This is a genomic window from Streptomyces nidicola, from assembly GCF_050106155.1.
Classification (GTDB): Bacteria; Actinomycetota; Actinomycetes; order Streptomycetales; family Streptomycetaceae; genus Streptomyces.
This window is the reverse complement of sequence record NZ_JBNBPI010000001.1, coordinates 5,631,286-5,649,528: the sequence shown is the minus strand read 5'-3', so window position 1 is coordinate 5,649,528 and position 18,243 is coordinate 5,631,286. Positions and strand designations below refer to the sequence as shown.

Genomic DNA, 18,243 nt, shown 5'->3' with positions numbered 1-18,243 from the left:
GTAAGTTCGTCGGCGTGAGCGCCAATCCCGATAAGCACAGCACCGGCCATGACGACAAGCTGCCCATCCGGATGCTGCACGACCGTGTGCTCGTGCGGCAGGACACCTCCGAGGGTGAGCGGCGCAGTGGTGGCGGCATTCTGATTCCCGCGACGGCGGCCGTGGGCAAGCGTCTTGCCTGGGCCGAGGTCGTCGCGGTCGGGCAGAACGTGCGGGCCGTGGAGCCGGGGGACCGGGTGTTGTTCGATCCGGAGGACCGGGCGGAGGTCGAGGTGCGGGGTGTCGCGTACGTGCTGATGCGCGAGCGGGATCTGCACGCGGTGGCGGCCGACCGGTTCGAGGGCTCCGAGGATTCGACGGGCCTGTACCTGTAGCCGTCCGCCTCCCCACATGAGGAGAGGGCTGGTGACCATCGTCACCAGCCCTTTTTATCTGTCCTTTGCTACCTTTGAGGGACCCCGACGAGACGCGCCGTACCGGGCTGAGCCGCACTTCGCAAAGACGACGCACCCCTGTTGAGAACCACTGACGGAGGTGCCAGTCATGGCCTGGATCCTGATCGCTGTTGCCGGACTTCTCGAAGTCGCCTGGTCGATCGGCATGAAGTACACCGAGGGCTTCACCCGCCTTTGGCCGAGCGTCTTCACCGGCGCCGGAATCGTCGCGAGCATGCTGCTCCTGTCCTACGCCGCCAAGTCCCTGCCCATCGGTACCGCGTACGGCGTGTGGGTGGGGATCGGGGCCGCGGGAGCCGCGATCGTCGGAATGGTCGCCCTCGGCGAACCCGCGTCCGCGGCCCGAATCGGCTTCATCGCACTGCTGCTCGTCGCGATCGTGGGGCTCAAGGTGACTTCTGGGCACTGAGGGGGTTCAGGCCCGTGTCGTCGGGGCTGGGGGAATCGGTGGGGTCTTCCCCGCCGCCCGTCGACTCCTCGGACGGGGGTGTCTCGCTCGACGGTTCGTCGGACGGGGTGTCCTCGTCGGAGGGGGTCGCGGAGGCGGTGTCCGAGGGGGATTCGGTCGTCGATTCCGATGCGGATTCCGAGGTCGAGGGCAGCGGTTCCTGTTCGGCGCCGCTCTGGAGGTCGAGGTCGAAGTCGTTGGCCGGGGTGCCGGACAGCGCCGCCTGTGTGAACTGGGCCCAGATCTGCGCCGGGTATCCGCCGCCGTTGATCCGGTCGAGGCCCGTCGCCCCGTACAGCGGGGTCTGTGCGCCGGAGGTCGGGTCCTGGCCCATCACGGAGACGACGGTGGCGAGGTCCGGGGTGTAGCCGGCGAACCAGGCCGCCTTGTCCTCCTCCGCGGTGCCGGTCTTGCCGGCGGCGGGGCGGCCCGCGGCCTTGGCGGCGGTGCCGGTACCGCCGTCGACGACCGATTTGAGGATCGACGTCGTGGTGTCGGCGGCCGCGCGGGGGACGGCCTGCCGGGTCTCCTTCTTGGGGAGCGTGATGTCCTCGCCGTTCTTGGTGATCGAGTCGAGCAGCGTGTACCGGCCGTGCTCGCCGTGGTTGGCGAGCGTCGCGTACGCCTCGGTCATGTCGAGGACGGACGCGGTGGACGGGCCGAGCGCGATCGAGGGTGAGGCCGTCAGGTCCGGGGTGTCCGAGGGGATGCCGAGGTCGAGGGCGGTCTGCTTGACCTTGTCGGAGCCGACGTCGACGGCCATCTGCGCGTACACGGCGTTGACGGACTTGTCGGTGGCGGTGGAGACGGTGATGTTGCCGTAGGAGCGGTCGTCCTCGTTGGCGGGGGCGTAGTGGCCGCCGTCCCAGCCTTGTACGGGGCGCTTGTTGGTGCCGTCGTAGATGGTGCTGGGGGTGATCCTGCGGCCGTCCTGCGTGGTCGAGGCGTTCTCGACGGCGGACGTGAACACGAACGGCTTGAACGTGGAGCCGACTTGGTAGTCGCGGCGTGTGGCGTTGTTGACGTACTGCTTCGTGTAGTCGACGCCGCCGTACATGGCGCGCACCTTGCCGTTCGACGGGTCGATGGCGGCGCCGCCCGCGCGGACGTTCTTGTCGATGTCCCGGGCGTTCTTGTCGAGCTTCGACATCAGCTGGTCGTCGACGGCCTTTTGGAAGGCGTCCTGTTTCTTCTTCTGGAGCGTGGTGGTGATGCGGTAGCCGCCGCCCGCGAGGGTGTCCTCGTCGAGGATCTTGTTGTCGGTGATGTAGTCCTTCACGGCCTGCACGAGGTAGCCGCGCTGCCCGGAGAGGCCCGAGGGCGCCTTCGCCTGGTCGGGCACGGGGAACTTCATGTTCTTGCGGTCGGAGGCGTCGAGCCAGCCCTCCTTGACCATGCCGTCGAGCACGTAGTTCCAGCGGGCGGTGGCCGCTTCCTTGTTCTCGGGGTGGGCGGCCACGTCGTACGCGCTCGGGGCGTTCACGAGGGCCGCGAGGTAGGCGCCCTGGGCGGTCGACAGGTCCTGGACGTCCTCGCCGTAGTACGCCTGGGCGGCGGCCTGGATGCCGTACGCGTTGCGCCCGAAGTAGCTGGTGTTGAGGTAGCCCTCGAGGATGTCGTCCTTGGACTTCTCGCGGTCCAGCTTGATGGAGATGAAGAACTCCTTCACCTTCCGGGTGACGGTCTGCTCCTGGCCCAGGTAGTAGTTCTTCACGTACTGCTGGGTGATCGTGGAGCCGGACTGTTTGCCCTTGCCGGTGATCGTGTACCAGGCGGCGCGCAGCATGGCCTGCGGGTCGACGGCGGATTCGGAGTAGAAGTCGCGGTCCTCGGCGGCGAGCACGGCGTGCTGCACGGATTTGGGGATCTGGGTGAGGCTCACGTTCTCGCGGTTGACCTCGCCGTCGCGGGCGATCTGGCTGCCGTCCGCGTACAGGTACACGTTGCTCTGCGCGGTCGCCGCCGAGTTGGCGGCGGGGATGTCCACGAGGAAGTAGCCGAGGGCGAACAGGCCGACGCACAGCAGGATGAAGGCGACGAGGCCGCCGAGCACCATCCGCCACGTGGGGATCAGGCGCCGCCAGCCGGTGCGCTTGGGCCGCTTGCCCTTGCCCGCGGCGGCGGGCGTGGCGCCCGTGCCGGGCCCGCCCGGTTCCTGGGGATCCGTCGGCTGCTCGGGCTGCTCCGGCTCGTCGCTGCTCATGTCCTGTGGAACTCCTGATCCGCGTCGTACGTCACGTACGCCTCGTATGGCACATAAGACCTCTAAGACTGCTACATCCCATGGAAAATCCGTGGCAGGCGACGCGCCCTGTGACTAGGCTCCTGCGCTTCGGCCTATTTCGCGAGGGGGACCGGTGGGAGCAGTGCGGCTGTACGCGACCGTCGCCGCAGGAGGTTTCCGCAGATACGCCACCTATCGCGGGGCGACGCTCGCCGGGGTCTTCACGAACACGGTGTTCGGCCTGATCATCGCCTGCACCTATATCGCGCTGTGGGACGAGCGGCCGCGTCTCGGCGGGTACGACCAGGCGCAGGCTCTGACGTTCGTGTGGGTCGGGCAGGCGATGTTCGCGGTGATGGTCCTGCAGATCGGCGGCGGTTTCGAGACCGATCTGATGGAGCGGATCCGCAGCGGGGACATCGCGGTCGACCTGTACCGGCCGGTGGATCTGCAGTGCTGGTGGCTGGCGCAGGACCTCGGCCGGGCGGCCTTTCAGTTCCTGGGGCGCGGGGTCGTGCCGATGGCGGTGGGAGCGCTGATCTTCCAACTCGCGCTGCCCGCCGACCCGTTGAGGTGGCTGGCGTTCCTGTTGACTCTGCTCGCCGGGGCGACGGTGAGTTTCGCGCTGCGCTATCTGGTGGCGCTGTCGGCGTTCTGGCTGATGGACGGCAGCGGGATCGTGCAGATGTCGGGGCTCGTGTCGACGTTCATGTCGGGGATGCTGCTGCCGCTGAACGTGTTCCCGGGGGCCTTCGGCGAGTTCGCCCGCGCGCTGCCGTGGTCGGCGCTGCTCCAGGTGCCGGCGGATGTGCTGCTCGGTGAGCGGGGTGTGGGCGGGGCGCTGCTGTTCCAGGGGGTGTGGGCGGTGGTGCTGCTGGGCGCCGGGCGGCTGTTGCAGTCCGCCGCGACACGGAGGGTGGTGGTGCAGGGTGGCTGAGCGGGGCACGGTGCTTGCCGAGTCGCTGCGGACGTACCGGCTGGTGGGCGGGATGTGGATCCGGTCGACGATGACGTACCGGGCGTCGTTCCTGATGACGGTCTTCGGGAACTTCGCGGTGACAGGGCTGGAGTTCGTCGGGATCCTGCTGATGTTCTCGCAGGTGGACCGGCTCGGCGGGTACGGGCTTCCCGAGATCGCCTTTCTGTACGGGGCGGCGGGCACGTCCTTCGGCCTGGCGGATCTGGCGTTCGGGTCGGTGGGGCGGCTGGGGCAGCGGGTGCGGGACGGCACGCTCGACACGTTCCTGGTGCGGCCGGCGCCGGTGCTCGCGCAGGTGGCGGCGGACCGGTTCGCGCTGCGCAGGCTGGGGCGGGTCACGCAGGGCGTGGTGGTGCTCGGCTATGGCCTGACCGTGGTCGACGTGGCGTGGACGCCGCTGAAGGTGCTGCTGGTCCCGGTCCTGGTGGTCAGCGGCGGGGCCATCTTCACGGCCGTGTTCATCGCGGGCGCGGCCTTCCAGATCGTCGCGCAGGACGCCTCCGAGGTGCAGAACGCGGCGACGTTCGGCGGCAACGCCATGCTCAGCTACCCGCCCACGGTGTTCGGTGACGCCTTGCTGAGAAGTGTCACGTTCGTTCTGCCCCTGGCCTTCGTGAACTGGCTGCCCGGCCTCTACATCCTGGGCCGCCCTTATCCGCTCGACCTGCCGCGGTGGGTGGCGTTCGCGCCGCCGCTGGTGGCGGCCGCCTGTCTGGCCCTCGCGCTGTCCGCCTGGCGGGCGGCGCTTCGTACGTATCGCAGCACGGGGAGTTGATGGTGGAAGTGGGCCCCATGGGTGACGAGACGGGTGACGAGTTCATCCGGCTCGACGAGGTCGAGAAGGTCTTCGACGTACGGCGCAAGACGGGCTTCATGCGGCGGGAGCGGCGCGAGGTGCGGGCCGTGGACTCGCTGAGCTTCGGCGTGCGGCGCGGCGAGATGGTCGGCTACATCGGTCCGAACGGCGCGGGCAAGTCGACGACGATCAAGATGCTGACGGGGATCCTCACGCCGAGCGCGGGCCGGCTCCGGGTCGCCGGCATCGACCCTTCTCGGGAGCGGGCCCGCCTGGCGAGCCGCATGGGCGTGGTCTTCGGCCAGCGGACGACGCTGTGGTGGGATCTGCCGCTGATCGACTCGTACCGCCTGATGCGGCGCATGTACCGGATCGAGGAGAGCCGCTACGAGGAGAACCTCGCCCGCCTCGTCGAACTCCTGGAACTGGGCGACCTGTTGGACGCGCCCGTACGACAGCTGTCGCTCGGCCAGCGGATGCGCGGCGACATCGCGGCGGCGCTGCTGCACGACCCCGAGGTGCTGTACCTGGACGAGCCGACGATCGGCCTCGACGTCGTCTCGAAGGTCAAAGTACGCGGATTCCTGAGGGACTTGAACGCCGACCGCGGCACGACGGTGCTGCTCACGACGCACGACCTCACCGACATCGAGCAGCTGTGCCGCCGCGTGATGGTCATCGACCACGGAAAGCTCATGTACGACGGTGAGCTGGAGGGCCTGCACGCGACGGGCGGCGCCGCGGCCGAACGCACCCTCGTGGTCGACCTGGAGCGTGAACTGCCGCCGCTGGAGGTCGAGTTCGCGCGGGTGGTGAAGGTGGAAGGGGCACGGCAGTGGCTGGCGTTCCCGGCCGGGCAGTCGGCGGCGCCGCTCGTGGCGCGGATCGCCGAGCGGTATCCGATGGTCGACCTGTCGGTGCGCGAGCCGGACATCGAGGCGGTCATCGCGCGAATGTACGCGAGGGACACGTCCGTATCGCCCTGACCTACGTACGCTGACCCCTATGACGGACGAATCCGGCCGCCCGAGGCCCTCCGCTGCCACCCCCGAACTGCGCGCGTCCGATGCCGACCGCGAGCTCGTCGCCGAGCGTCTGCGGGACGCGCTCGCGGAGGGGCGGCTCGACATGGAGGAGTTCGGCGAGCGGCTCGACGCGGCGTATCAGGCGCGTACGTACGGGGAGTTGGCGCCGCTGACGAAGGACCTGCCGGCCGGGGCGGGCGCTTCGGGGGCCGTGAGTTTCGTGAAGGAGCCGCTGCCGGAGGGGGCCGTCGACTGGGCTTCGCGGATCCGGGGCGAGGCGAGTTCCACGTGGGGCGTCGGGGTCATGTCGGGGTTCCAGCGCAAGGGGCGGTGGACGGCGCCGAGGCGGTTCAACTGTTTCGCGTTCTGGGGCGGCGGCGAGATCGATCTGCGCGAGGCGGACTTCGAGGCGCGGGAGATCGTGATCAACTGCGTGGCGGTCATGGGCGGCATGAACGTGGTCGTGCCGCCCGGCGTCGAGGTCGTGGTGCGCGGCATCGGCATCATGGGCGGCTTCGACCACAGCGAGGAGGGCGTGCCGGGCGACGCGGGCGCGCCGCGCGTGGTGGTCACCGGTTTCGCGTTCTGGGGCGGCGTCGGCGTGGAACGCAAGGTCACCCGCGCCGAACGCCAACGCCTCAAGGCGGCGCGCCGGCAGGAGAAGTTGGACCGCCGCTCGGACCAGCGGGGGCTCGACCGGGGGCCGGACGACACGCCGTGACGTGCCGCCGCCCTCGGGGCTCTGCCCCGGACCCCGCTCCTCAATCGCCGGAGGGGCTCTATTTGGCCAACAGTTCCCGGACCACCGGGACCAGCGCCCGGAACGCCTTCCCGCGGTGGGAGATCGCGTTCTTCTCGTCGGCCGTCAGCTCCGCACACGTACGGGTGTCCCCCTCGACCTGGAGGATCGGGTCGTAGCCGAACCCACCCGAGCCCGCCGGGGCGTGGCGCAGGACGCCACGGAGCCGGCCCTCGACCACCCGCTCCGTACCGTCCGGCAACGCAAGCGCCGCCGCACACGCGAAGTGGGCCGTACGGTGCCGGTCCTCGTCGATGTCGCCGAGCTGCGCCAGCAACAGCTCCAGGTTCGCCTGGTCGTCACCGTGCTTCCCGGCCCAACGCGCCGAGAAGATCCCGGGCGCACCGCCCAGGACATCGACGCAGAGGCCGGAGTCGTCGGCGACGGCGGGCAGCCCGGTGGCCCGGGCCAGGGCGTGGGCCTTGAGGAGGGCGTTCTCGGCGAACGTCACCCCGGTCTCCCGGACGTCCGGGACCTCGGGGTACGCGTCGGCGCCGACCAGTTCGTGAGGCAGACCGGCGTCGGCGAGGATGGAGCGCAGCTCGACGATCTTGCCGTTGTTACGGGTGGCGAGGATGAGGCGGGTCATGCCCCCCAGTGTCCCAGGCGACCGCTACGACGACGTGCAGACCTTCGTCAGCTCGCCCGCGGAGTCGGTGACCGGGGTCACGTCCGGGGCCGCGTCGCCGTTCTTGATCGACGTACGGACGTTGTCCACCGCCTTGTTGAGGTCGTCGACGGCCTTCGAGACATCCGCGTTGTCGGTCTTGTCGCCGATGTCGTCGAGGTTCTTGTCGATCTTGTCGAGGGACTCGCCGGCCTGCGTCGGGTCGTTGGACGCGTTCTCCACGGCCTGCTGGAGGTCGGTCACGCTGTCGGCGATGGAGTCGGCGGTGCGGGCACAGTCGAGTGCCTTGTCGACGGCCGAGCAGCCGACGGTGACCGGAATCGCGACGAGTGCCGCGGTGGCGGCCAGTACGGCGAGACGGCGGTGGCGCGCGGGCATGGAAGGGTCCTCCCCCTGAAGTACGGACGGCTGGACGGCAGTTGGTGTCGTGCGCCGTCCACCCACCCGTAGTGACGCAGTCGATGGCTGTGCGGTTGCTGTGCCCGGCCACCCTACTTGGGGAGTTCTTTACCTGGTCGGAGAGCCAGGCGGCGACCCGGCAGTCCTAGGGGAGGGTCTCCTCCAGCGCCTTGCGCTGGATCGCCGCGAGCTCGTCGCAGCCGCCGACGGCCAGGTCCAGAAGCACGTTGAGCTCGTCGCGCGCGAAGGGCTCGGCCTCGGCGGTGCCCTGGATCTCGACGAAGCGGCCGTCGCCGGTGCAGACGACGTTCATGTCGGTGTCGGCGCGCACATCCTCCTCGTACGGGAGGTCGAGCATCGGGACGCCGTCGATGATGCCGACGGAGACGGCGCTCACGGACCCGGTCAGCGGCTTGCGGCCGGCCTTGATCAGCTTCTTGCCCTGGGCCCAGGAGATGGCGTCGGCAAGCGCCACGTACGCGCCGGTGATGGCGGCCGTGCGGGTGCCCCCGTCGGCCTGGAGGACGTCGCAGTCGAGGACGATGGTGTTCTCGCCGAGGGCCTTGTAGTCGATGACGGCGCGCAGGGACCGGCCGATGAGGCGGCTGATCTCGTGGGTGCGCCCGCCGATCTTGCCGCGGACGGCCTCGCGGTCGCCGCGGGTGTTCGTGGAGCGCGGCAGCATCGAGTACTCGGCGGTGACCCAGCCCTCTCCGCTGCCCTTGCGCCAGCGCGGGACGCCTTCGGTGAAGGAGGCGGTGCAGAAGACCTTGGTGTCTCCGAAGGAGACGAGGACGGAGCCTTCGGCGTGCTTGCTCCAGCCGCGTTCGATGGTGATCGGGCGGAGCTGTTCGGGGGTGCGGCCGTCGATGCGAGACATAGGGAGGAGCGTATCGGGTGCGCCGAAGGCCCCACCCCTTGCGTGGGGGTGGGGCCTTCGTGCGTGTGGCCTCAGTGGGGCGAGGTCACATCATGTCTTCGATGTCGGCGGCGATGGGGTCCGCGTCGGTGCCGATGACGACCTGGATCGCGGTGCCCATCTTGACGACGCCGTGGGCGCCGGCGGCCTTGAGCGCGGCCTCGTCGACCAGGCTCGGGTCGGAGACCTCGGTACGCAGGCGGGTGATGCAGCCCTCGACCTCTTCGATGTTGTCGAGTCCGCCGAGGCCGGCGACGATCTTCTCAGCCTTCGTGGCCATTTCGTTCTCCCTGTGTTCTCCGGGCCCGCCTCTGGGCCGCTTTGTCACGGTAACCCACGGTTGGCCCATCTTCGCGGGCGGTAATCCCGCCCGTGACGAAAGATGACGAGCACGGACCGACCCGTCCCCGCAACTGGTCTACACCAGTAGCCAGAGTATCTGACGCCCGCCAAACGTGGCCTGTTCCGGGAGGACGCCCATGAGCTCCAACGCGGCCGCCGCACCACGACCGAGCCCCTGGAGCAACTTCTTCCAGGGGCTCCAGAAGATGGGGCGCAGCCTTCAACTGCCCATCGCCGTGCTGCCGGCGGCGGGCATCGTCAACCGGCTCGGCCAGCCCGATGTCTTCGGCGACGACGGTCTCGGCTGGACCAATGTCGCGAAGGTCTTCTCGGGCGCGGGCGGCGCGCTGCTCGACGCCGACCTCGGTCTGCCGCTGCTCTTCTGCATCGGTGTCGCGATCGGCATGGCCAAGAAGGCGGACGGTTCGACGGCTCTGGCGGCGGTGGCGGGCTTCCTCGTCTACCGGGGCGTGCTGCACCAGTTCCCGATCGACTGCCCGTCCGGGTCGAAGACGGTGGCGACGGGCTGTCTGGCGGACGGGGCGGTGACCGCCGCGACGTTCCAGAACCCCGGGGTGTTCGGCGGCATCATCATGGGCTTTCTGGCCTCGTTCTTCTGGGTCCGCTACCACCGTACGAAGTTGGTCTCCTGGCTCGGCTTCTTCAACGGCCGCCGGCTCGTCCCGATCATCATGGCCTTCGTCGGCATCGTCTTCGCCGCGCTGTGCCTGTGGGTCTGGCCCGCGATCGGTGACGCCCTGGAGAGCTTCTCGAACTGGCTGGAGAGCCTGGGCGCCGTCGGGTCCGGCATCTTCGGTGTCGCCAACCGCGCGCTGCTCGTGATCGGCCTGCACCAGTTCCTCAACGTGCCTTTGTGGTTCCAGTTCGGCTCGTACACGAAGCCCGACGGCACGACCGTGCACGGCGACATCAACATGTTCCTGAGCGGCGACCCGAGCGCGGGCATCTACCAGTCGGGCTTCTTCCCGATCATGATGTTCGCCCTCCCTGCGGCCTGTCTCGCGATCGTCCACTGCGCACGGCCGGAGCGGCGCAAGGTGGTCGGCGGCATGATGCTGTCGCTCGCGCTGACCTCGTTCGTCACGGGTATCACCGAGCCCATCGAGTACTCCTTCGTCTTCATCGCGCCGGCGCTGTACGCGGTGCACGCGGTGCTGACCGGTGTCTCGATGGCGGTGACCTGGGCGCTCGGCGTCAAGGACGGCTTCAGTTTCTCCGCGGGCCTGATCGACTACCTGATCAACTGGAACCTGGCCACCAAGCCATGGATGATCATTCCGATCGGCCTCGCCTTCGCCGTCCTCTATTACGTGATCTTCCGTTTCGCGATCACGAAGTGGGACATCAAGACACCGGGTCGCGAGCCCGAGGAAGAAGTCGAGGACATCACCAAGGCATAACGCTTTTCGGCTCCTTCGCGATGGGCCCCCGGACCACTCGGTCCGGGGGCCCATTGCCGTGGGAATCAAGGGTTCCTTATCCCGCCTTCACCGTGCTACAACAGGTCTACACCACTGAGTGGTGTAGACCATCTGCTTTTCATGGAGGAAGTTGATGAGCACCGCCAGCGCTACGGCGGCCCCCGCAAAGAAGCGGGGTTCCGGCCTTTTCCAGGGCCTCCAAAAGGTGGGCCGCAGCCTGCAGTTGCCGATCGCGGTGCTTCCCGCCGCCGGCATCATGGTGCGGCTCGGCGCCGATGACGTCTTCGGAAAGGACGGTCTGGGCTGGGGCACTGTCGCCACGGTCTTCGCCAACGCCGGTTCGGCGATCACGGACAGCCTGCCGATCCTGTTCTGCATAGGCGTGGCCATCGGCTTCGCCAAGAAGTCCGATGGCTCGACGGCGCTCGCCGCCCTCGTCGGCTTCCTCGTCTACAGCAAGGTCCTCGAGGCCTTCCCGGTCCACGAGGCAGTCATCAAGAAGGGCGAGGACGTCGCCGCCGTCTACAACAACCCCGGTGTCCTCGGCGGCATCATCATGGGTCTGCTGGCGGCCGTCTTCTGGCAGAAGTACCACCGCACCAAGCTCGTCGACTGGCTCGGCTTCTTCAACGGCCGCCGGCTCGTCCCGATCATCATGGCCTTCGTCGGCATCGTCGTCGGCGTCTTCTTCGGCCTGATCTGGGAGCCCATCGGCGAGGGCATCACCAGCTTCGCCGAGTGGATGACCGGCCTCGGCGCCGGTGGCGCGGGCCTGTTCGGCCTGATCAACCGCGGTCTGATCCCGATCGGCATGCACCAGTTCGTCAACACGGTGGCCTGGTTCCAGCTCGGTGACTTCACGAAGCCCGACGGCTCCGTCGTGCACGGCGACATCACGCGCTTCCTCGCGGGCGACCCGTCGGCCGGCATGTACCAGGCCGGCTTCTTCCCGATCATGATGTTCGGTCTGCCGGCCGCCGCCATCGCCATCGCGCACTGCGCACGCCCCGAGCGCCGCAAGGTCGTGATGGGCATGATGGTCTCGCTCGCGCTGACCTCGTTCGTCACCGGTGTGACCGAGCCGATCGAGTTCACCTTCATGTTCATCGCGCCGCTGCTGTACGTGCTGCACGCGGTCCTGACCGCCGTCTCCATGGCGATCACCTGGGGTCTCGGCGTCCACGCGGGCTTCAACTTCTCGGCGGGCTTCATCGACTACGCCCTGAACTGGAACCTCGCGACCAAGCCATGGCTGATCATCCCGATCGGCCTGGTCATGGCGGTCCTCTACTACGTGGTGTTCCGCTTCGCGATCATCAAGTTCAACCTCACCACCCCGGGCCGCGAGCCCGAGGAGGAGATCGAGGACCTCACGAAGGCGTGAGCCCCTCCCCCGTGTGACCGCACGACGAGGAAGGCCCCGGAACCGCTTCGGTTCCGGGGCCTTCCTCGTACGTCTCTCAGACCGTGTACGTCACTCCGGGCGCGGCCAACTCGACCGGGCCGTCGTACACCGCGCGCGCGTCCGCGAGGTTCACCTGCGGGTCGGTCCACGGCGGGATGTGCGTCAGGACGAGCTTGCGGGTGCGGGAGCGCTGCGCCGCCTCCCCCGCCTCCCGGCCGTTGAGGTGCAGCGCCGGGATGTTCTCCTTGCCGTGCGTGAACGCGGCCTCGCACAGGAACAGGTCGCTGTCCTCCGCCAGTTCGTCCAGCGCGGCGCACGGCCCGGTGTCCCCGGAGTACGTCAGGGAGCGCCCGCCGTGCTCGACCCGGATCGCGTACGACTCCACGGGGTGGCACACCTTCTCCATGCGGACGGAGAACGGCCCGATCTCGTACGAACCCGGCTTCACGGTGTGGAAGTCGAAGACCTCGCTGAACGCGGAGGCCGAGGGCGTGTCGGCGTGCGCGGTGGTCAGGCGCTGCTCGGTGCCCTCGGGTCCGTAGACGGGCATGGGGGCGCAACGGCCGCCGTCGTGGCGGTAGTAGCGCACGACGAAGTACGCGCACATGTCGATGCAGTGGTCCGCGTGCAGATGCGAAAGGAAGATCGCGTCGAGGTCGTAGAGACCGACGTGGCGCTGCAGCTCGCCCAGGGCGCCATTGCCCATGTCGAGGAGCAGCCGGTAGCCGTCGGCCTCGACGAGGTAGCTCGAGCAGGCCGAATCCGCGGACGGGAACGACCCCGAGCAGCCGACGACGGTGAGCTTCATAAGAGCTTTCAACCTCCGCGCTGGCGGTCGGAAATGCGGGGTGGAGCCACGGGCCGTGGGCCGGGGCCTGTGCCGAAGGGGTCAGTCGAGCGTAAGGCGCAAAAGGGCGGGTGGCTCCTCCGTCACGGGCTGTTGTGGGCGAACTCACCTGCGCTGTCACCGGTTCGGAGGGCTTCGGGGCCGCGGGAGCACCCCGCGTGTCCCACCGGTACCGTCATGCCTATGGACACGTCCTGGTGGCTCGCGCTCGCTGCCGTCGTACTGCTCGCGCTCGTCGCGACGCTGGTCGACGGGTGGGGACGCGGCACGCGTCACCGCCGCCGGGAGCGGCATGTGCCGCGGGACGCGCATGCGCGGGGGCCCGAGCCGGGTGACATCTGGTGGGCGATGGTGCCGTACGAGGACGGGCCCGGCGGGAAGGATCGGCCGTGCCTGGTCCTGTCGGTGCGGCGGGGGGTGGCGACGGTCGCCAAGATCACCAGCCGGTACCACGACGAGCGGCCGGGGGTCATCGCGCTGCCGCCCGGGACGGTGGGGGACGCGCGGGGGCGGGCGAGCTTCCTGGAGACGGATGAGCTCCGCAAAGTCCCTCTGGGGGATTTCCGGCGGCCGGCCGGGGTGATCGATCCGGGGCTGTGGGATCAGGTGCGGCACCTGGGCCAAAAATAAGCCCCGCCGGCGATTGAGGCGCGGGGTCCGGGGCGGAGCCCCGCGTCCTCAACCACTGAGAGGCTTAAGAGTGGGCCTACGCCCACAACTGGCCGTGCAATACCTCGATCGCTTCTTCCGTGGTGGCGGCCGTGTAGACGCCCGTCGACAGGTACTTCCACCCGCCGTCGGCGACGACGAACACGATGTCGGCGGACTCCCCCGCCTTCACCGCCTTCTTGCCCACGCCGATCGCCGCATGCAGCGCCGCCCCCGTGGAGACACCCGCGAAGATGCCCTCCTGCTGGAGGAGGTCACGCGTACGGGTCACCGCGTCGGCCGAGCCGACGGAGAACCGGGTCGTGAGCACCGACGCGTCGTACAGCTCGGGCACGAAGCCCTCGTCGAGGTTCCGCAGCCCGTAGACGAGGTCGTCGTAGCGCGGCTCCGCTGCGACGATCTTGACGTCGGGCTTGTGCTCGCGCAGATACCGGCCGACGCCCATGAGCGTGCCGGTGGTGCCGAGCCCCGCGACGAAGTGCGTGACGGACGGGAGGTCGGTGAGGATCTCCGGGCCGGTCGTCGCGTAGTGCGCGCCCGCGTTGTCCGGGTTGCCGTACTGGTAGAGCATCACCCAGTCCGGGTGCTGCTCGGCCAGCTCCTTGGCGATGCGGACCGCCGTGTTGGAGCCGCCCGCGGCCGGGGAGGGAATGATCTCCGCGCCCCACATGGCGAGCAGGTCGCGGCGCTCCTGCGAGGTGTTCTCCGGCATGACGCAGACGATGTTGTAGCCCTTGAGGCGGGCGGCCATCGCGAGCGAGATGCCGGTGTTGCCGGACGTGGGTTCGAGGATGGTGTCCCCGGCCTTGATCCGGCCTTCCTTCTCGGCCTGTTCGATCATGTGGAGCGCGGGGCGGTCCTTGATCGAGCCGGTCGGGTTGCGGTCCTCCAGCTTCGCCCAGATCCGCACGTCGTCGGAGAGCGAGAGCCGCGGCAGGCGCACCAGGGGGGTGTTGCCCACCGCGGCCAGCGGGCTGTCGTAGCGCATGAGCCCGCTCAGCGCATTCCGCCGGCCACGGCCGGCAGGATCGTGACGTTGTCGCCGTCGCTGAGCTTGGTGTCGATGCCGTCGAGGAAGCGGACGTCCTCGTCGTTCAGGTAGACGTTCACGAAGCGGCGCAGCTTCCCGTCGTCCACGATGCGCTCGGCGATGCCCGCGTGCCGGGTGTCCAGGTCGGCGAAGAGCGCGCCGAGGTTGTCACCGCTGCCTTCGACGGCCTTCGCGCCGTCGGTGTAGGTGCGGAGGATGGTCGGGATGCGGACCTCGATGGCCATGCTGGGCTCCTGTCGGGAGTCGGAAGTCTGTGGGTGAGCGCGCCTGGGCGCGGGCGTTTCCGGTCAGGTGCGCGGGTGGCGGGAGCCGCGGGCCCTCGGCGGGTACGGCGATCCGGCTCAGCGCGGACAGATGGCGCTGGCGAGGCGGCACAGGTCGACGTGCAGCCGCGCCACGAGCAGCATGCCCGGCGTCTTTTCGCTCACGTCGTGGGAAACCATGGGCTCATCGTATCGATTCCCGGTCCGGATCCCGGAATGTGATCTCACCATGCGGTCGAAATGCGTCCGGCAGTTGAGAACTGCATGGTCGGGGGCGGTGCCCGGGCGGCGCTCAGGCGGTGATCTCGACGTCTTCCTCGGTGATCTCACCCTCGACGATGCGGTACGAGCGGAACTGGAAGGGGCCCGCGTCGTCGGTGTCCGCGGTGGAGACCAGCACGTAGTGGGCGTTCGGCTCGTTCGCGTACGTGACGTCGGTGCGCGAGGGGTACGCCTCGGTGGCCGTGTGCGAGTGGTAGATGACCACCGGCTCCTCGTCGCGGTCGTCCATCTCGCGGTAGAGCTTCAGCAGGTCACCGGAGTCGAACTCGTAGAACGTGGGCGAGCGGGCGGCGTTCAGCATCGGGATGAAGCGCTCGGGGCGGCCCTCGCCGACCGGACCCGCGATGACGCCGCAGGCCTCGTCGGGGTGGTCCTTGCGGGCGTGCTCGACGATCTGGTCGACCAGGGACTGGGAAATCTTCAACATGCGGCCAGCATAAGCAAGTGGGCCTCCTTGTACCGAAGTGCGGTACAAGGAGGCCCACTTGGTGAGACGAAGGCGGGACGCGGTGCGTCAGTTGCGCTTCGCGAACGCGGCGCCCTCGGGGTTGCGCTTCTTCAGGAAGAAGTACGAGACACCCAGGATCGCGGCCCAGACCGGAGCGGCGTACAGGGAGACGCGCGCGTCGGGGTCGATGCCCATGAGGACGATGACGAGGAAGATGAACGCCAGCGCGAGGCCGCTGACCCAGACGCCCCACGGAGCGCGGAACTCGGACTTCGGGAGCTCACCGCGGTCGGACTTGAGGCGGTAGCGGATCTGGCAGATCAGGATGACGATCCAGGCCCACATGCCGGAGATGGTCGCGAAGGAGACGACGTAGTTGAACGCCTCGCCCGGCCACTGGTAGTTGATCCAGACGCCGACCAGCATCATCGCGGCGGAGAACGTGGTGCCGATGACCGGCAGGCCGTTCTTGCTCAGCTTGGTGAAGAAGTTCGGGCCCTGGCCGTTCTGCGCGAGGTCGCGCAGCATGCGGCCGGTGGAGTACATGCCCGAGTTGCAGGAGGACAGCGCGGCGGTCAGCACGACGAAGTTGACGATGGCGGCGCCGATGCCCAGGCCCATCTTGTCGAAGGCGTGCACGAACGGGCTCTCGCCGGCCTTGAAGGACGTCCACGGCACGACCGAGAGGATCATGATCAGGGCGCCGACGTAGAAGACGGCGATGCGCCACGGCACGGTGTTGATCGCCTTCGGCAGGACCTTCTTGGCGTCCTTGGCCTCGCCCGCGGTGACGCCGACGAGCTCGACCGCGAGGAACGCGAACATCACCATCTGCAGGGTCATCAGCGTCGAGCCGATGCCGTTCTCACCGGCGAAGAAGCCGCCGACGTCCCACAGGTGCGTGATGGAGGCCGTGTCACCGGCGTCGGAGAAGCCGATCGTGAGGATGCCGGCGCAGATCAGGATCATGCCGATGATGGCGGTGACCTTGACGGTGGAGAACCAGAACTCCAGCTCACCGAAGAGCTTCACGGAGATCAGGTTGGCGCCGTAGAGGATGACGGTGAAGACGAGTGCGGACACCCATTGCGGGATGTCCCACCAGTACGTCATATAGGTGGCCGCCGCGGTGACCTCGGTCATTCCGGTGATGACCCAGAACAGCCAGTACGTCCAGCCGGTCGCGAAGCCCGCGAAGGGGCCGATGAACTCGCGCGCGTACTCCGAGAAGGAGCCGGACACGGGTCGGTACATGAGGAGCTCGCCGAGAGCCCGCATGATGCAGAAGATGACCACGCCGGCGACCGCGTACGCCAGGATCAGGCTGGGCCCCGCCTTGGAGATGCCCTTGCCCGCGCCGAGAAAGAGGCCGGTTCCGATGGCACCGCCGATGGCGATCATCTGGATCTGCCGGGCCCCGAGTCCCCGCTTGTAGCCCTCGTCGGTCTCGGCCTGCGCGGCCTCATTGCCGTCGTGCTGCTCGTCGACCTGCACTGAGGTCATGATGTGCGCCTTTCTCCATGCCGATCCGTGCCGTACTCGGCTCGGATCGACTGTGACGATCCTTTGGGGTCTGGGCCCCTGGATGGATGGAGCTTGTGCCTACCGGCGGTCGGCCGGTCGGGGCGCCCTCTGACAGGACAGGGGTGGCGTCCGTCAGGTGGTCGTGAAGATTTATCACGGCGTTCATCGGGGTCGGCCGAGGCGCGTGTGGCGTACGCCACCAGCAAAATAGGACAAAACAAATCACCGCGCCGCAATGTGGGTGGGTGCGGTGACGGGATCGTTATACGGATTTGAGGGCCCGCTGAGCGAACAGCACAACCTGACCGAAGGTCAGGCCGTCAGGGTCTCGACGAGGGTCTCCTGGAGCCCGCCGAGCCACAGATATGCCATCACCATCGGCTTGCGCGCGTCGTCGTCCGGGAGCCGGTAGAGGAGGTCCGTGTCCTCCTCGTCGGTGATGTCGAGGCGGGTGCCGATCGCGAGGCGCAGATCGTTGAGCGCGCGCATCCACTGGATGGACTCGCCCTGGGACAGCTTGAGGACCGCGCCGCCGTCGCCCGCCGGGCTCAGCGTGTCCAGCGTGCGGATCACCGCGAGGGCGTCCTCGCGCTTGCCGGCCCGCAGATCGTTCTCGGTGAAGCGGCGGAACTCCGAGGAGTGGGCGCGCAGCTCTTCGGCGTCCTCGGCGTTCTCGCCGTCGCCGCCCGGGCCGCCGTACGCGTCGGGGAAGAGGCGGCGCAGCACCGCGTCGGAGGGCGGTTCGCTCGGCCCCTCGGCGAAGAGTTCCGCGAGCGGGTCGTCGCTCACCTCGCCGCCGGGTCCTGGCCCGATCAGCTCCAGGAGCTGGACCGCCAGCGAGCGGATGATGGAGATCTCGACGTCGTCGAGGGCGACGGCCGCGCCGCCACCGGGGATCGGTTCGAAGTGTCCTGGCATCGGGATGCTGCTACTTCCGATCCTGTTGAAGCGTGGCCCACAGGCCGTATCCGTGCATCGCCTGCACGTCGCGTTCCATCTCCTCGCGGGAGCCGCTGGAGACGACGGCCCGGCCCTTCTGGTGCACGTCCATCATGAGCTTGGTGGCCTTGTCCTTGGAGTACCCGAAGTACGTCTGGAAGACGTACGTCACGTAACTCATGAGGTTCACCGGATCGTTGTGGACGAGCGTGATCCAGGGGACGTCCGGCTCGGGGACGACGGACGCGTCCTCCGTCGTCTCGGGCCTTTCGATCTCAAGGGGTGCTGGAGCCGTCACAGGGCCCATGCTGCCACCACCACCCGCCCCACGCACAAACGGACGCAGAAATCGTCACCTT

The 18,243-nt window shown here is 68.5% G+C and carries 22 protein-coding genes and 1 riboswitch; of the genes, 9 read left to right on the top strand and 13 right to left on the bottom strand.

The window, feature by feature from the left end; translation table 11 throughout:
- Positions 1-71 precede the first annotated feature (71 nt).
- Together ACOKM3_RS25675 and sugE are read left to right on the top strand one after the other, a co-directional pair.
- Complete coding sequence (locus tag ACOKM3_RS25675) at positions 72-374, top strand: GroES family chaperonin (protein WP_326015685.1); 303 nt, start codon at positions 72-74, stop codon at positions 372-374.
- Between the two features lie 57 nt (positions 375-431).
- Positions 432-511: riboswitch (guanidine-III (ykkC-III) riboswitch) on the top strand.
- Between the two features lie 32 nt (positions 512-543).
- Complete coding sequence (gene sugE, locus ACOKM3_RS25670; RefSeq protein ID WP_426903380.1) at positions 544-864, top strand: quaternary ammonium compound efflux SMR transporter SugE; 321 nt, start codon at positions 544-546, stop codon at positions 862-864.
- Here sugE and ACOKM3_RS25665 read toward each other — a convergent pair.
- The gene (locus tag ACOKM3_RS25665) at positions 842-3,106 is read right to left on the bottom strand and encodes a transglycosylase domain-containing protein (protein ID WP_426903379.1); all 2,265 of its coding nucleotides are present in this window, start codon (positions 3,104-3,106) and stop codon (positions 842-844) included. The genes sugE and ACOKM3_RS25665 overlap by 23 nt on opposite strands.
- Before the next feature lie 154 nt (positions 3,107-3,260).
- Between ACOKM3_RS25665 and ACOKM3_RS25660 the strand changes: the two genes are divergently transcribed.
- From ACOKM3_RS25660 to ACOKM3_RS25645, 4 genes are read left to right on the top strand one after another with little or no spacing between them, the layout of a single operon-like run.
- Positions 3,261-4,064, top strand: a complete 804-nt coding sequence (locus ACOKM3_RS25660; RefSeq protein ID WP_426903378.1) for an ABC transporter permease — start codon at positions 3,261-3,263, stop codon at positions 4,062-4,064.
- 52 nt (positions 4,065-4,116) lie between these two features.
- Positions 4,117-4,881 carry an ABC transporter permease gene (locus ACOKM3_RS25655; RefSeq protein ID WP_426906893.1) on the top strand — a complete coding sequence of 255 codons (765 nt, stop codon included), beginning with the start codon at positions 4,117-4,119 and terminating at the stop codon, positions 4,879-4,881.
- 17 nt (positions 4,882-4,898) lie between these two features.
- On the top strand, positions 4,899-5,888 hold the full coding sequence (locus ACOKM3_RS25650) for an ABC transporter ATP-binding protein (protein WP_426903377.1): 990 nt from the start codon (positions 4,899-4,901) through the stop codon (positions 5,886-5,888).
- Between the two features lie 19 nt (positions 5,889-5,907).
- A complete protein-coding gene (locus ACOKM3_RS25645; RefSeq protein ID WP_426903376.1) occupies positions 5,908-6,648 on the top strand; it encodes a DUF1707 SHOCT-like domain-containing protein in 741 nt (246 codons plus the stop codon).
- 58 nt (positions 6,649-6,706) lie between these two features.
- Here ACOKM3_RS25645 and rdgB read toward each other — a convergent pair whose 3' ends face one another.
- The 4 genes from rdgB to ACOKM3_RS25625 form a co-directional block, all read right to left on the bottom strand.
- Positions 6,707-7,315: an RdgB/HAM1 family non-canonical purine NTP pyrophosphatase gene (gene rdgB, locus ACOKM3_RS25640; protein ID WP_426903375.1), complete on the bottom strand. Its 609-nt coding sequence runs from the start codon at positions 7,313-7,315 to the stop codon at positions 6,707-6,709.
- A 24-nt stretch (positions 7,316-7,339) separates the two neighbouring features.
- Positions 7,340-7,732: a hypothetical protein gene (locus ACOKM3_RS25635; protein WP_426903374.1), complete on the bottom strand. Its 393-nt coding sequence runs from the start codon at positions 7,730-7,732 to the stop codon at positions 7,340-7,342.
- A 166-nt stretch (positions 7,733-7,898) separates the two neighbouring features.
- Entirely contained in the window at positions 7,899-8,633 is a 735-nt protein-coding gene (rph, locus tag ACOKM3_RS25630) for a ribonuclease PH (protein ID WP_426903373.1), read from the bottom strand.
- A gap of 85 nt (positions 8,634-8,718) precedes the next feature.
- Positions 8,719-8,952, bottom strand: coding sequence for a PTS glucose/sucrose transporter subunit IIB (locus tag ACOKM3_RS25625; RefSeq protein ID WP_306322340.1), 234 nt, complete (start codon positions 8,950-8,952; stop codon positions 8,719-8,721).
- 199 nt (positions 8,953-9,151) lie between these two features.
- Between ACOKM3_RS25625 and ACOKM3_RS25620 the strand changes: the two genes are divergently transcribed.
- Together ACOKM3_RS25620 and ACOKM3_RS25615 are read left to right on the top strand one after the other, a co-directional pair.
- Positions 9,152-10,435: a PTS transporter subunit EIIC gene (locus ACOKM3_RS25620; protein WP_426903372.1), complete on the top strand. Its 1,284-nt coding sequence runs from the start codon at positions 9,152-9,154 to the stop codon at positions 10,433-10,435.
- Positions 10,436-10,589: 154 nt separating this feature from the next.
- Positions 10,590-11,840 carry a PTS transporter subunit EIIC gene (locus ACOKM3_RS25615; RefSeq protein WP_426903371.1) on the top strand — a complete coding sequence of 417 codons (1,251 nt, stop codon included), beginning with the start codon at positions 10,590-10,592 and terminating at the stop codon, positions 11,838-11,840.
- A 76-nt stretch (positions 11,841-11,916) separates the two neighbouring features.
- Here ACOKM3_RS25615 and ACOKM3_RS25610 read toward each other — a convergent pair whose 3' ends face one another.
- Complete coding sequence (locus ACOKM3_RS25610) at positions 11,917-12,669, bottom strand: MBL fold metallo-hydrolase (protein WP_266710785.1); 753 nt, start codon at positions 12,667-12,669, stop codon at positions 11,917-11,919.
- A 222-nt stretch (positions 12,670-12,891) separates the two neighbouring features.
- Between ACOKM3_RS25610 and ACOKM3_RS25605 the strand changes: the two genes are divergently transcribed.
- The gene (locus tag ACOKM3_RS25605; RefSeq protein WP_426903370.1) at positions 12,892-13,338 is read left to right on the top strand and encodes a type II toxin-antitoxin system PemK/MazF family toxin; all 447 of its coding nucleotides are present in this window, start codon (positions 12,892-12,894) and stop codon (positions 13,336-13,338) included.
- A 76-nt stretch (positions 13,339-13,414) separates the two neighbouring features.
- On the opposite strand, the gene ACOKM3_RS25600 is transcribed toward ACOKM3_RS25605, so the two are convergent.
- The 7 genes from ACOKM3_RS25600 to clpS all read right to left on the bottom strand — a co-directional run bounded on the left by ACOKM3_RS25600 (position 13,415) and on the right by clpS (position 18,191).
- Entirely contained in the window at positions 13,415-14,365 is a 951-nt protein-coding gene (locus ACOKM3_RS25600; RefSeq protein WP_266710789.1) for a PLP-dependent cysteine synthase family protein, read from the bottom strand.
- Between the two features lie 8 nt (positions 14,366-14,373).
- Positions 14,374-14,652 (bottom strand): MoaD/ThiS family protein, encoded by a 279-nt coding sequence (locus ACOKM3_RS25595; RefSeq protein ID WP_426903369.1) that lies wholly within the window; start codon positions 14,650-14,652, stop codon positions 14,374-14,376.
- 117 nt (positions 14,653-14,769) lie between these two features.
- Entirely contained in the window at positions 14,770-14,871 is a 102-nt protein-coding gene (locus ACOKM3_RS25590; RefSeq protein WP_323179532.1) for a putative leader peptide, read from the bottom strand.
- Positions 14,872-14,983: 112 nt separating this feature from the next.
- Positions 14,984-15,400, bottom strand: coding sequence for a M67 family metallopeptidase (locus ACOKM3_RS25585; protein WP_426903368.1), 417 nt, complete (start codon positions 15,398-15,400; stop codon positions 14,984-14,986).
- A gap of 87 nt (positions 15,401-15,487) precedes the next feature.
- Positions 15,488-16,924, bottom strand: coding sequence for an amino acid permease (locus ACOKM3_RS25580; protein ID WP_426903367.1), 1,437 nt, complete (start codon positions 16,922-16,924; stop codon positions 15,488-15,490).
- Between the two features lie 333 nt (positions 16,925-17,257).
- Entirely contained in the window at positions 17,258-17,863 is a 606-nt protein-coding gene (locus ACOKM3_RS25575) for a DUF2017 domain-containing protein (RefSeq protein ID WP_426903366.1), read from the bottom strand.
- Between the two features lie 10 nt (positions 17,864-17,873).
- Complete coding sequence (clpS, locus tag ACOKM3_RS25570) at positions 17,874-18,191, bottom strand: ATP-dependent Clp protease adapter ClpS (protein ID WP_327663126.1); 318 nt, start codon at positions 18,189-18,191, stop codon at positions 17,874-17,876.
- Between the last annotated feature and the right edge of the window lie 52 nt (positions 18,192-18,243).